This is a genomic window from Lysobacter capsici, from assembly GCF_018732085.1.
Classification (GTDB): Bacteria; Pseudomonadota; Gammaproteobacteria; order Xanthomonadales; family Xanthomonadaceae; genus Lysobacter; species Lysobacter capsici_A.
The window spans coordinates 4,565,544-4,578,992 of sequence record NZ_CP076103.1 but is presented as its reverse complement, the minus strand read 5'-3'; the positions used below and the strand labels follow the sequence as shown (position 1 = coordinate 4,578,992).

The window sequence follows — 13,449 nt, the reverse complement described above, 5'->3', positions numbered from 1 at the left end:
GGCCGGCGACGGTCGTGCGTCCTAGGGCGTGTCGCCGTTGACGAAGTCGACGATCGCCGGCACCACCCGCGGCGAGCGCTCATCGCGATACAGGCCGCCCAGCGGCGCCATGTGCCCGGCGCCGGGCAGCAGGATCAATCGCGCCGAACGGCCGTGCGCGTGCAACTTGTCGGCCAGTTCGACGCTGTCGCGCGACTCGACCACGCGGTCGGCATCGCCGTGGATCAACAGGAACGCCGGTTCGTCGCCGTCGACGAAATTCACCGCCTGCGCCCGCGGCCATTGCGCCGGCGATCCGAAGACCTTGCGGTACTGACCGGTGATTTCGAAGTCGTACGGCCCGGACAGGCCGATCACTCCGGCCACTTCGTCGATACCGACCCCGCGACGGCGCAGATAGCGCGCGTCGGTGCCGAGCAGGGCGGCGATCTGCGCGCCGGCCGAGTGCCCGGCGATAAACAAGCGTTGCGTGTCGCCGCCGTACGCACCGGCATTCGCCTTGGCCCAGGCCACCGCGCGCGCGCCGTCGTCGACGAACTCCGGGAAACCGGCGCGCGGCCAGGTGCGGTAATCGGCGACGATCGTCAACACGCCTTGCCGGGCCAGGCGCCGGCCGACGAAACGGTATTGCGCGCGGGTGCCGCGCTGCCAGCCACCGCCGTAGAAGAACACCACCACCGGCGCGGCCCGCGCGGACGCTGGCTGCGGCCGGTAGATGTCCAGCGACAGACCGAGCTCGGGCGCGTACACCGCGCTGGCCTCCGCCGGCGGCAGCCCGCGGTTGATGTAGCCGAACAGCGCGCGCTCGCAGCCGCTGCTGAGCAGCGCGGCCAGCGCGATCATCAAGGTGCTGAACGATCTGAACAATGACGGCATCGTGAGGCGGTCCGGGTGGTGGCGGGTGATGGGCGCTGGTGATCCGCGAGCGATCACTGCTGCCATGGACATACGCCTGCCGGATCGCTGCGGATGCGTTCGATCGCGTTGCATGCCACGCGCCTGCACAGGGCTTTCACTCATGGAGGATGGCTTCGTGCAGTTTGAAAACGGCCGCCTCCAAATGCCTCTGCGCGCTCCTTCCAGACCCTCATTCCCGCGAAAGCGGGAATCCAGAGACTTCAAGCGTTCTCGCACGAAAGGCCCTGGATTCCCGCCTTCGCGGGAATGACGGTCTGGGCGAGGGCGCTGAAGTCTCTGGACGTTCAGCGGTATCGAAACAAACCAAAGCCGGCTTTGTTTTTCGATTCATCGAAGCCACTACCTCCACACGCATCACATCGCGACGACCCGATCGCGCCGCGCCGCGCGCAAATCCCGGCCCTCGCCCTAGCTGCATCCGCATCCCGCTCGTTAGACTGCATGCCTCCCCGACCGCGAGACCTGCGATGCGCACGCTCTATCCCGAGATCGAACCCTTCGACACCGGCACGATCCAGGTCGACGACCGTCACCGCGTGTATTACGAACAGTGCGGCAACCCGAACGGCAAGCCGGTGGTGCTGCTGCACGGCGGCCCCGGCGCGGGCTGCAGCCCCAAGATGCGGCGCTTCCACGACCCGGCCAAGTACCGCATCGTGCTGTTCGACCAGCGCGGCGCCGGCCGTTCCACCCCGCATGCCGATCTGGTCGGCAACACCACCTGGGACCTGGTCGCCGATATCGAAAAACTGCGCGGCCAGCTCGGCATCGAGCGCTGGCAGGTGTTCGGCGGCTCGTGGGGCGCCACGCTCTCGCTGGCGTATGCGCAGACCCATCCGCAACGCGTCACCGAACTGGTCCTGCGCGGCATCTTCATGCTGCGGCGCTGGGAACTGGAATGGTTCTACCAGGAAGGCGCCTCGCGCCTGTTCCCGGATGCGTGGGAGCACTACCTCAAGGCGATTCCGCCGGTCGAGCGCCACGACCTGATCAGCGCCTTCCATCGCCGCCTCACCAGCGACGACGAAAAAACCCAGCTCGACGCCGCGCGCGCCTGGAGCGTGTGGGAAGGCGCGACCAGTTTCCTGCATGTGGACCAGGACTTCGTCAGCGGCCACGAAGACGCCAAGTTCGCCCTGGCTTTCGCCCGCATCGAGAACCACTACTTCGTCAACGGTGGCTTCTTCGAAGTCGAAGACCAGTTGCTGCGCGACGCGCACAAGATCGCCGACATCCCCGGGATGATCGTGCATGGCCGTTACGACGTGGTCTGTCCGCTGCAGAACGCGTGGGATCTCAAAAAGGTCTGGCCGAAGGCGGAACTGAGCATCACCCCGGCTTCGGGCCATTCCGCGTTCGAGATCGAAAACATCGACGCGCTGGTGCAGGCGACCGACCGCTTCGCCTGATCGTCTGGCGACTCGGCCGCGGCGTTGGGCATCGGCCCGACGCCGCCGGCGAAACCGTTCGCGAGTGCGGTGTCTATACCGCGCCCCTCGCTCCGCACCGAGCTTTGCGGCAGCTCTCACTGTCGCTCGCCATCCCGCGGCGTCGGGTTTCGGCGCATTCCCATCGGATGCAGCGTAATTAATGTGCTTGCGCGCGGCCTGTTCAGTGCGCGCCTTCGTTGAATTTCGCGCGAATCGCGGCACAGCCAAGCCGTAGCGCCTCGCCGCGCGGCCTTCGCAGCATTGCCTTTCGGCTGAAAAACACGGTTCGCGCCGCGTCCGTGGCCCCCCAGCCGCTTGCTTGACAGTTCTCCGATCAGGGTGTGATTCTCTAATTAGAATAAATAATTGATGAATTTTTAACGCTGTGGCGCACGGGGAGTTCGCCAGCGGCGATTTGAGCGGGGACGGGCGCGGTGCGTCCGGATCAGGGGAGTGCGGGCAGGGGATGTCGAAGAACAGTTCACTACATGGGCCGGGACAGCCGCTGACGCTGGTGCCGTTGCAGCAGTTGCTCGAACAGCCCGATTCGCAGGGGCGGTCCCGCTACAGCGCGCAGGGCGAGGACCCTCAGTTCGAGGTCCGGCCGACGCGGGACGCCGCGCTGCCGGCGACCGGCTGGTACCTGGTGACGGTGGATTTCGATATCGACGACGGGGCGATCGTCGCGCCGTGTCTGTATCCCGACTACGGCAGCGGCCTCAACGAATCGATCCGCATCGATCTCGCCGACCCGTCCGCGAATGGACGCTCGCGGACGGTGGTGGTGATCGGCCCGTCGCTGCTGGCGCTGCGCTTCGATCCGACCGAATGCAACGCGCGCTTCGGCCTGCGTCGGTTCGGCTTCCAGCGTATTTCGCGGGTGCGTGCGGTGTTCGAAATGCTGCGCGGCATCCAGCGCGTCACCCGGCGATTGCTGTGGGAGGACGCGCTGACCGCGTTCGCGCTGTTCCTCAGCCGGGCCTTGCGTGGCAAGGTCGGCGCCGGCGGCGAACTGCTCGCGCAGCGCTACCGCCGCACCTTGCGGCAGCGCGCGCATTCGTATCAACAGTGGCTGGCGCGTTTCGGCGGCCATCTGTCCGCGCGTCCGGACCCCGCAACGACCGATCCGGCCAGCGACGGCCCGCTGATCTCGATCGTGCTGCCGGTGCGCGATACGCCGTTGCCGTGGCTGCGCCGCTGCATCGACAGCGTCCTGGCCCAGAGCTATCCGAACTGGCAACTGTGCATCGCCGACGACGCGTCCTCCTCGGGCGCGGTCAAGCGCCTGTTGCGCGGCTACGCCGGCCGCGACCCGCGCATCGCCGTGCACTTCCGCGAAAACCACGGGCATATCTGCGAGGCGAGCAACAACGCGATCGATCTGGCGCGCGGCGAGTACCTAGGTTTTCTCGACCACGACGACGAACTGCATCGCGACGCGCTGAGCGAAATGGCGCGGGCGATCGGCGAGCACCATGAACCGAGACTGCTGTACTCCGACGAGGACAAGATCGACGAGTCGGGTAACCGCTACGAGCCGCACTTCAAACCCGCCTGGAATCCCGACCTGCTGTGCGGCCAGAACTATATCTGCCATTTCACCGTGATCCAGACCGAACTGGTCCGCGCGGTGGGCGGCATGCGACCCGGTTACGAAGGCGCGCAGGATCATGATCTGGTGCTGCGCTGCGTCGAGCGCATTCGCCCCGACCAGGTCGTGCATGTTCCCAAAGTGCTCTATCACTGGCGCTCGAGCAGCGAATCCACAGCGCAAAGCGGCGGCAGCAAGCCCTACGCGCTGGAGGCCGGCAGGCGCGCGATCGAAGACCACATGGGACGCACCGGCGTAGAGGCGAGCGTGCAGGTCACCGTGCATGGGTATTACCGGACGGTGCGCAAACCCGGAGCTCGGCAGCCGCTGGTATCGATACTGGTGCCGACCCGCGATCGCGCGGAACTGTTGAGAAAATGCATCGCCAGCATCCTGGAGCGCACTTCATACGGTCGGTTTGAGATCGTCGTGGTCGATAACGGATCTTCGGAATCCTCGGCCCTCGATTATCTGGCCAGATTGCGCGAGCGCGACAAAGTTAAGGTTCTGTCCTACCCGTGCGCGTTCAATTTCTCTTCGATCATCAACCACGCCGCGCGTCACGCCGACGGCGGCATTCTGTGTCTGCTCAACAACGACACTGAAGTCATAAGCACGCAGTGGCTGGACGAATTGGTGTCGCACGCGACGCGTCCGGAAATAGGCGCGGTCGGCGGGATGCTGTACTACCCAAGCGATACGATCCAGCACGCCGGCGTCATCCTCGGAGTAGGCGGCATCGCCGGCCATGCCCATGTGCATATGCGCCGAGGCAGCAACGGCTACCTGGGGCGCGCGGGCGTGGTCCAGAATCTGAGCGCGGTGACCGGCGCCTGCCTGGCGCTGCGTCGCGAGGTGTTCGACGAAGTGGGCGGCATGGACGAAGACCTGGCCGTGGCCTTCAACGACGTCGACCTGTGCCTGCGTATCGACCAGCGCGGCTATCGCAATGTATGGACGCCGTACGCCGAGCTCTACCACCACGAGTCGGCCAGCCGTGGCCACGAAAACACGCCGGAAAAACTCGCGCGATTTCGCGCCGAATCGGAAATCATGCGCCGCCGGTGGGGCAGCCTGTTGCTCAACGATCCGGCCTATAACCCGAACCTCTCCTTGAACAGCCTGCACTTCGAGCTGGCGTTCCCGCCGCGTTCGGCCGATAGCCGAGCGCCGCGTCAATCCCGTCATAGCGTGCCCGCATCGGTGCTTCAATGAGTCTATTGCTGTCTCACTTCAACCAGAGTTTGCGCCGGCCGGATCATTGGATCTACGGAAGCTGGCTGGACACCATCGTCAAATACCGCAAGACCTCGCTGGGCTTGTTATGGATCCCGATCCCGATCGCCGTCTACATCTGGGGCGTGGGCGGTTTCATCGGTGCCTTGCAGCCGGCGGTCGACCAAGGCAATTTCCTGGCCCATGTTGGCGTGGGTTTCCTGATTTTCCGTCTGATGTCGACGGTGATCCTGGATGCGACGACGCTGTATGCCTCGCATCAGTCGTATATCTACGACGGGCATCGAAACCTGACCGATTTCATCCTGCGCTGCATGAGTCGGTCGATGTTCTATTTTTTACTGTCGCTGCCGCTCTTGTTCGTCGCGATGCTCGGCGCCAGCGATCTGGAGATCGCCGGCCTGGGTTGGTCGTTGCTGGGCTTGGCGGTGCTGTTGGTCAACCTGTTTTCGTATTCGGTGCTGTTCTCGTTGCTCGGCGCCCGTTTTGCCGATCTCAACGAGTTCATGGGCAGCGCGATCCTGGCGGCGTTCCTGATCACACCGGTGGTCTGGTACGCGCGTCTGGCTCAGGAAGGCACCACCCAGGGGCTGTTGATGCGCGCCAACCCCCTGTACCACCTGTTGGAAGCGGTGCGCGCGCCCTTGTTCGGCGAGCAGGTGGAGGCGCTGACCGTGCAATACCTCGTGGTCATGACCTTGGTCGGCGTGTTCGCGGCGGCCGCCGCCTACGGCCGCTTCGCGCGCCGCGTACCGACGTGGCTGTGAGATCTATCCCATGACCGCTGTTTTACGTGCCAGCAATATCGTGCTCGAACTGCCCTTGGATCAGCAGCGGGAGTTTCGAGGTGAGTCGGCCTCCAGTTTCCGGGCGACTCTGGGGCGCAGCTCGCGCCGCTACAAGACCATCTTGTCGGGCATCGGCTTCGAGGCGAAGGAAGGCGACCGAATCGCCGTCATGGGCCTCAATGGAGCGGGCAAGAGCACCTTGCTGCGGGTATTGAACGGCGCGTTTCCGCCGACCCATGGGAGCGTGTACAGCCGCGGCAGCATGCAGTCGCTGCTCAATTCCAGCATCGGCTTTCACGAGTACGCGTCGGTCAGCGAAAACGTGTTTCTGCGCGGAACCGCGATGGGACTGCGGATCCGGCAATTGCAGGCGGCGTTGGACGACATCCTGACCTTCGCCGGACTCAAGGACTGCGCGGCGCATCGGCTGCATACCTTGTCGGCCGGTCAACGCACCCGTCTTGGATTTGCGATCTCCACCGCCGTGCAGCCGGACATCCTGCTGATGGACGAATGGCTGGCGACCGGGGACGCCAGCTTCATCGAGCGAGCGCGAGAACGGATGCTCGGCCGATTCCACGACAGCCGTATCGTGGTCCTGGCCAGTCACAGCACCTCGCTGCAACGCGAGATGTGCACCAAGGCGCTGGTACTCGATCAAGGTCGGATGCGCTATTTCGGCGGCATCGAAACCGGCATCGAGTGCTATCGCGAAATCGCCGCTGGGGTGAGCGCGAAGCTGCGCCAACAGCTGGTTGAGTCCGATCCGCTGATCTTCGGCGATTCGATCGGCGCGATCGAGCAGGTACGCGGCGATGGTCGTCGGCTGCTGATCGAAGGCTGGGCGGTCTCCGCCGGCAACGAGGCCAAGTCCTTGAGTTTCGAACTCGATGGTGTGCGCCGGATCGTGGCGCAGTTCGAACGCGTCGAACGCGACGACGTGCGTCGCTTCCTGGCCAAGAAAGCGGGTAAGTACGGATTCCGCTTCACGGTCGACGAGGTGGATATGCACGATCTGCCGGCATTGGCCGCGCGGATCCTGGTAAGCGTGGGCAATTCCCCTCAGAACCTGGGTGCGCCGCTGCCTTTGGTCGCGTCGCCAATCATCAAGTATGGTCTCGAGTGATGCATGCTCATGAATTTTTCATTGCGTAAGTCGGTGCCGGTCGCCGCTGAGCCCGATACCGCAAAGCAAGCCGAACCATTCCCGATCCAGCGCACGCCGGCGGAGATGGTCGTAGACGGTGAGGTGGTCGCCGGGCTCAAGGTCGATGTCGCGGTATGCGATGACGGCCGTGCGCGCGTCGGCGGCTGGCGAGTGGGTGAGCTGGACATCCTGGTCGAGAGCGAAACGGGCAGCGCGACGCCGTTTTGCCATGCGTTCGAACGAATCGATGTGAACGAACACTTCGGCCTGACGCCGGGCATGCTGGCCGGGTTCGCGTTCGAACTTGCCGTTCCATCGGGGGCGCAAACTCTGCGCCTGGGGTGGCGCTTCGCCGGAGGCGAGCCGGGATTCGCCGAACTCACCCTGATGCGGGGGGGCGACATGGCGCCGCGCGACGTCACCTTGCTTGGTCCGCTGGGAACGGCTCCGGGCGAGGACGGCGGGCATCATGGCCGCGATGCTATCAACATCAGCCAGATCGCGCGCTCGGGTCTGTTGGACGAAGCCTGGTATCGCAGCAGCTATCCGGACGTGGAGGCGGCATCCGCCGATCCGGCCACGCATTACTACTTCCGCGGCGCGACCGAGGGCCGCTGTCCCAATTATCTGTTCGACACCCGCTGGTACTGCGATCGGTACCCGGACGTGCTCGCTTCGGGCATGAACCCATTGCTGCACTACCTGCAATTCGGCGAGCGCGAGGGCCGCCAGCCGAGCGTCTACTTCGAGCCCACGTTTTACCGCTATCAGCTCGATCCGTCGCAATCGCCCAGCTGCCTGCTGGCCGATTACCTGGCCGGCGGCTGGCGCCGATACTCGCCGAACGAATATTTCCACGCCGATTACTATCTCGAATCCAACCAGGATGTGCGCGATGCGGATATCGATCCGTTGCTGCACTACACCTTGACCGGCTGGACGGAATCGCGCGACATCAACCGAAGCTATTCGTTCGAGCGATATGGCGAACTGGTGGCCAAGCGCCTGGGACGCCAGGTGGAGCCGTTGAGCTATCACCTGCAGGTCGGACGCGCGAACGGCGAGTCGTTGCCCCGCCACGGCGCGCCGGCGACGGTCGAGACCAGCGATGGCCTGACCCACCAGATCAAGGCGAGCCTGCAGCCTGGATCGCATTTCGAAGAACGCCTGATCGGCCGCGACGGGCTGGCCCAACAAGTGCGCGCGCGTTTGTTCGCGTTCTACCTGCCGCAGTTTCACCCGTTCCCCGAGAACGACCAGTGGTGGGGCAAGGGGTTCACCGAGTGGACCAACGTCACCCGCGCGATGCCGCGCTTCTCGGGCCATCACCAGCCGCAACTGCCCAGGGACCTGGGCTACTACGACCTGCGCAACATTGACAGCATCCGTGCCCAGGTCGATATGGCACGCACTTCCGGCGTGACCGGATTTTGTTTCTATTACTACTGGTTCAACGGCAAGCGTCTGTTGGACAAACCGTTGGATCTGTTCGTCGAGCACGCGGATGTCGAGTTTCCGTTCTGCCTGATGTGGGCGAACGAAAACTGGACGCGCCGCTGGGACGGCATGGAAAGCGATGTGCTCATGTCCCAGGAGTACCGTCCGGCCGACGATGAGGCGCTGATTGCCGATTTCGCGCGTTACTTCGCGGACCCGCGCTACGAGCGGGTCGACGGCCGGCCGTTGCTGATCATCTACCGCCCAGGCCTGATTCCCGAAGCGCGCAAGCGGATCGCGTCCTGGCGACGCGTGTTCCGGCGCAAGCACGGAATGGATCCCTTGATCCTGATGGCGCAGTGCTTCGACGACGACGATCCGCGGCCGTTCGGATTGGACGGAGCGATCGAATTTCCACCGCACAAACTCGCCAAGCACCTGACCCCGGTCAATTCCAAGCTGGAGATCTTCGATCCCGGCTTCAAGGGACATTATCTTGAGTATGACGATCTGGTGCAGAGCAGCCGCGACGTTGAACCGCCGGCGTTCGATCTGATTCGCACGCTGGTCCCGGCCTGGGACAACGAGGCGCGCAAGCCCGGCCGGGGAATGGGCTTCGCCAACGCCGACCCGGAGCGCTACGAGAACTGGCTGCGCTATCTGGTTGGTTGGGCGGCCGAACATCCCATCCAGGACGAGTACCGCTACGTGTTCGTCAATGCCTGGAACGAGTGGGCCGAGGGCGCGCACCTCGAACCGGATCTGCATAACGGGGTCGCCTATCTGAACGCGACTCTGCGCGGCTTGATCGGGATGCCGAAGAGCCGCCAACCCGGCAAGCGCATGCTGTTGGTGGGCCACGACGCACACCGGCACGGCGCGCAGTTGCTGACCTTGAACCTGATGCGGACGCTGCACGATAAATTCGGCGTCGAAGTCACCTTGGTGCTGCTCGAAGGCGGGCCGCTGGTGCCGGACTACCGTCGCTACGGCAAGGTGTTCGTCGTCAGCGAGACGGGCCTGCCGCTGGATCTGTTCCTGGATGTGGTCGCGCGCGAAGCACCGGACAGGGTCGCGATCTGCAACACGGTCGTGGTGGGAGATATCGTCAAGCATCTGCATGAGCGCGGGTTCAAGGTGCTGTCGCTGGTGCACGAATTGCCGCGTTTGATCACCGAGCGCTCCTACGAAGCGCGTGCGCGCGCGATCGCGACCCATGCCGACGAGGTTCTGTTCGCGGCCGAGTACGTGAAGACGGGATTCGAGGAGATCGTGGGCCCGCTCAACGGCAAGGCCGCGATCCAACCGCAAGGCATCTACCAGGACGTCGGCCTCAGGCCTGAGCACGCCGGCTACCTCAGAAGCAAGTTGCAGCTACCGTACGACGCCCGGATCATGATCAATCTGGGTTACGGCGACCTACGCAAGGGCTTCGATCTGTTCGTCGAGGTGGCGCGGCGGGTTACGGCCACCGTCGAACGAGCGCACTTCGTCTGGCTGGGCGAGGTTCACGACGATCTGCGTCTGTGGCTGGACGTGGATCTCGAATCCGAAGCGTTGAGCGGGCGTTTTCATGTGTTGCCGTTCACCGACGATGTGGCGCCTTATCTCAACGGCGCCGATCTGATGGTCATGACCTCGCGGGAAGATCCGTTCCCGTCGATCGTGCTCGAAGCGCTTGCCTGCGGTTTGCCGGTGGTGGCGTTCGATGGGGGCGGGGGCTACGCCGAAGCCATCGCCCGGCATGCCTGCAACGGCGATCTGGTGCCGATGGCGAACACCGAAGCCATGGCGTCCGCGGTGCGTGACTGGCTGAAAAACGATACCGACAGCCTGCGCGATCTGCGTTCGCAGCATGCCGCGCAGGAATACGGCTGGCGCGCCTACGTGTTCGGGTTGCTGCAGCGTCTATATCCCGACCTGAAGAAAGTGTCGGTCGTGCTGCCGAACTACAACTACGCCGCCTATTTGCCCGAGCGGATCGGCTCGATTCTGGCTCAGGATTATCCGATCTACGAGTTGATCGTCCTCGACGACCAGTCGCCGGACAATAGCGTGGCGGTCATCCGCGACTGCCTGGCCGCGGCCGGACGCGATGCCGCCATCGTGGTCAACGCGCGCAACTCGGGCTCGGTGTTCCGGCAATGGGAAAAGGGCGCCCGCATGGCGCAGGGCGAGTATCTGTGGATAGCGGAGGCGGATGACGCCAGTTCGACCCGTTTTCTGTCCAATGTGATGGCGATGTGCGCGGACGGGACGACGCTGGGCTTCACCGACTCGGCGCAACTGGACAAGGACGGAAACCGGATCGGCGATTCCTACGGGTTCTATTATCAGGACTTGCCGAGCAACCCGATGGCCGGCGATTTCGCCATGAAAGGCAGCGATTTCGTCAAAGACGTGCTGTCGATCAAGAACGTGATCCTCAATGTGAGTTCGGTGGTATTCGATCGCAAAGCATTGCTGGAGGTATTCGAACGCTCCGGCAGCGAAGTGCGCGCGTATCGCATGGCCGGGGATTGGCGCCTGTACAGCGAGTTGCTCGCGGACGAGAGCGCCAAGGTCGTCTACAGCGGCACGCCCGACAACCTGCACCGACGGCACGCGGTCAGCGTCACACATTCGCTGGCGGCGCAGCGGCATTTGGATGAGATACGCCAGGTCCAGGGCTACATCGCCGGGCGCATGGGGTTGTCCGAACTCCAATCCGAGCACGCGATGAGGTATCTGGACGAGGTGGCCGCGCAGTTGCTCGACGCCGTTGAGGACCGTCAGGAAGAGGCGCATTGAATGCCCGTGAAGCAGCCGCTTGTTTCATCTGTCTTGGCCGCTATCGCACTGGCCTCTACCCGCGTTGCGGCGAACGGATGCCATGTCTGAACATTTGATCGCGCTACGCGCGTTTCTGGCCGCCATGGCGGACCTTCCGCGGGACGGCGAAGCGGCCGGGACGCTGCGGTTCGCGTTATTGCTCAAGCTCGGACTGCTGGACGTGGTCGAAAAGGAGTTCATCGCGATTCCCGATCGCGAGGCCGCCTGGCGGATGATGAGCGCGGCCACCGAGAGCGTTCATGGGCACGGACATGTATACACCCAGCATGGCGTGAGCGAATCGCTTCGCCACTCGCTGTCGGCCGATCGAAAAAAACAGGTCATGCAACTGGTCGCCGATCTGCTGGCGCGTATTTCCCAGGAGTTCGGCGTGCCGACCTACCTGACGTCCGGGACGCTGCTCGGGTTGGTGCGCGAAGGCGACCTGATCGCCCACGACGACGATGTCGACTGCGCCTATGTCAGTCGCGCCGAGCACTATCTCGACTGGGCGCTGGAATGGCGCGCGCTGACCGACTTCATCAATGCCCAGCCCGGCTACCGGGCGCAGCAGCATCTGCCTGGGCTGTTGCACATTACCGCGGATATCACCGGCGGCGGGTTTCGTTTCGATTTGTTCTCCTCTCTGATCGAAAACAACTATGTGAACGAGTTCCCGCTCGATGTCGGAAAACTCAGGTCCAGCGACGTGGAGCCAACCCGGAACGTGGAGTTCGTCGGCGTGCAGGTGCCGATTCCGAACCAGCCGCAAGCGTTGCTGGAGGTGAACTACGGCCCCGGATGGCGGCAACCCGATCCCTCATTCCGGTTCGATTGGAATCGCGCCGATGTGGCGTACCGAGGCAGATTGCTGGCGATGTCGGAGTTCACCCCGACGCTGCCGTGGTTTCGCGAATGCCTGCCGCTGGTGTGCGGGCGCGCCGCGGCCCACCCGGACTCGGACTTCACCTGGTACAAGATCAAATCGATCGAGTATTGCCTGCGCGATCTGGCGCCCGGGTCGCAGGTGATGATCTTCGGCTTGCGAAATCCGCGTTTCGTGGACTGGTGCGCGCGCAGCTGCGAGAACCTGGGACTGACCTTGTGGCTGGCGGATCTGGATCAGCCGCTGGATGCTCCGTTCGCGTCGCTCAATGCCGGTGACGATTTCGTATTGCGCGACATCCTCACGACGCATCGTCACCGCGATAGCCTGCTGGTGGCCGACGCCGGCACGATCGCGCAGCGTCTGAGCCGTTCGTCCGCCAACCTGGATGCCGTGTTCATGCATACCGGCACCCGCCAGCGGACGGTCGACGCATATGGCGCGATCCGCGCCGCGTTGGCCGAACGTTGCAGCATCGTGTTCGATGACATGCTGCTGGAGAGCTCCGGGGTGTTGCAGAGCGGCCAGTATGCGGCGGTGACCGGTGCCGGCCTGGACGAGCAGCGATCGTTCCGCGCGATCGGACGCAGCAACTGGTCGCAAGTAATTTTCGCCACCCGTCGCGGCCAGCATGCCGCTCACCTCATTTAGATCGAACGATCCGTCCTGGACCCGCGATGAGAACCGTCATTACCTACGGCACCTTCGATTTGCTTCATGTAGGCCACGTCAATCTGCTCTCGCGCCTGCGCGCCCTGGGCGACCGCCTGATCGTGGGCTGTTCGACCGATGAGTTCAACGAAATCAAAGGCAAGCGCACGATCTATCCTTACGCGCAGCGGGTGCGGATACTCAATGCCGTCCGCTTCGTGGACAAGGTCATCGCCGAACAGTGCTGGGAGCAGAAGCGCGACGACGTGGTTCGCGAGGGCGCGGCGGTGTTCGCGATCGGCGACGATTGGGCCGGCAGGTTCGACGACCTGGAAGACGTCTGCGAAGTGATCTATGTGCCGCGTACCGCCGATGTATCCACGACCGAGATCCGGTACCTGGTCAATGCGATGCACGCCGACAAGCTGTCGGAGCTGCGTGTGCAGGTCGAGCGGCTGTCCGATATGGTCAAGCGATTCTGACGTGGGTTCTGAGTTAAGGGCGATCGAATCCGCGTAGCGACCCGGTCGGGCGCAGACGAAGCGACCAGAGCG

General features: G+C 63.9%; 8 protein-coding genes. 7 read left to right on the top strand and 1 reads right to left on the bottom strand.

Translation table 11 applies throughout. The features are described from left to right. Positions 1-21: 21 nt before the first annotated feature. Positions 22-876, bottom strand: a complete 855-nt coding sequence (locus tag KME82_RS19085) for an alpha/beta hydrolase (protein WP_215495429.1) — start codon at positions 874-876, stop codon at positions 22-24. A gap of 509 nt (positions 877-1,385) precedes the next feature. Here KME82_RS19085 and pip point away from each other — a divergent pair. The 7 genes from pip (at position 1,386) to KME82_RS19050 (ending at position 13,377) form a co-directional block, all read left to right on the top strand. Continuing rightward, positions 1,386-2,327 carry a prolyl aminopeptidase gene (gene pip, locus KME82_RS19080; protein ID WP_215495428.1) on the top strand — a complete coding sequence of 314 codons (942 nt, stop codon included), beginning with the start codon at positions 1,386-1,388 and terminating at the stop codon, positions 2,325-2,327. Between the two features lie 487 nt (positions 2,328-2,814). After that, positions 2,815-5,154, top strand: coding sequence for a glycosyltransferase family 2 protein (locus KME82_RS19075; RefSeq protein ID WP_215495427.1), 2,340 nt, complete (start codon positions 2,815-2,817; stop codon positions 5,152-5,154). Further along, the gene (locus tag KME82_RS19070) at positions 5,151-5,942 is read left to right on the top strand and encodes an ABC transporter permease (protein ID WP_215495426.1); all 792 of its coding nucleotides are present in this window, start codon (positions 5,151-5,153) and stop codon (positions 5,940-5,942) included. Before KME82_RS19075 ends, KME82_RS19070 begins: the two co-directional genes overlap by 4 nt. Before the next feature lie 10 nt (positions 5,943-5,952). Further along, positions 5,953-7,089: an ABC transporter ATP-binding protein gene (locus KME82_RS19065; RefSeq protein ID WP_215495425.1), complete on the top strand. Its 1,137-nt coding sequence runs from the start codon at positions 5,953-5,955 to the stop codon at positions 7,087-7,089. 9 nt (positions 7,090-7,098) lie between these two features. After that, entirely contained in the window at positions 7,099-11,337 is a 4,239-nt protein-coding gene (locus KME82_RS19060; protein ID WP_215495424.1) for a glycoside hydrolase family 99-like domain-containing protein, read from the top strand. 82 nt (positions 11,338-11,419) lie between these two features. Then, the gene (locus KME82_RS19055; protein WP_215495423.1) at positions 11,420-12,895 is read left to right on the top strand and encodes a hypothetical protein; all 1,476 of its coding nucleotides are present in this window, start codon (positions 11,420-11,422) and stop codon (positions 12,893-12,895) included. A 26-nt stretch (positions 12,896-12,921) separates the two neighbouring features. Further along, on the top strand, positions 12,922-13,377 hold the full coding sequence (locus tag KME82_RS19050; protein WP_215495422.1) for an adenylyltransferase/cytidyltransferase family protein: 456 nt from the start codon (positions 12,922-12,924) through the stop codon (positions 13,375-13,377). The last annotated feature ends 72 nt before the right edge of the window (positions 13,378-13,449 follow it).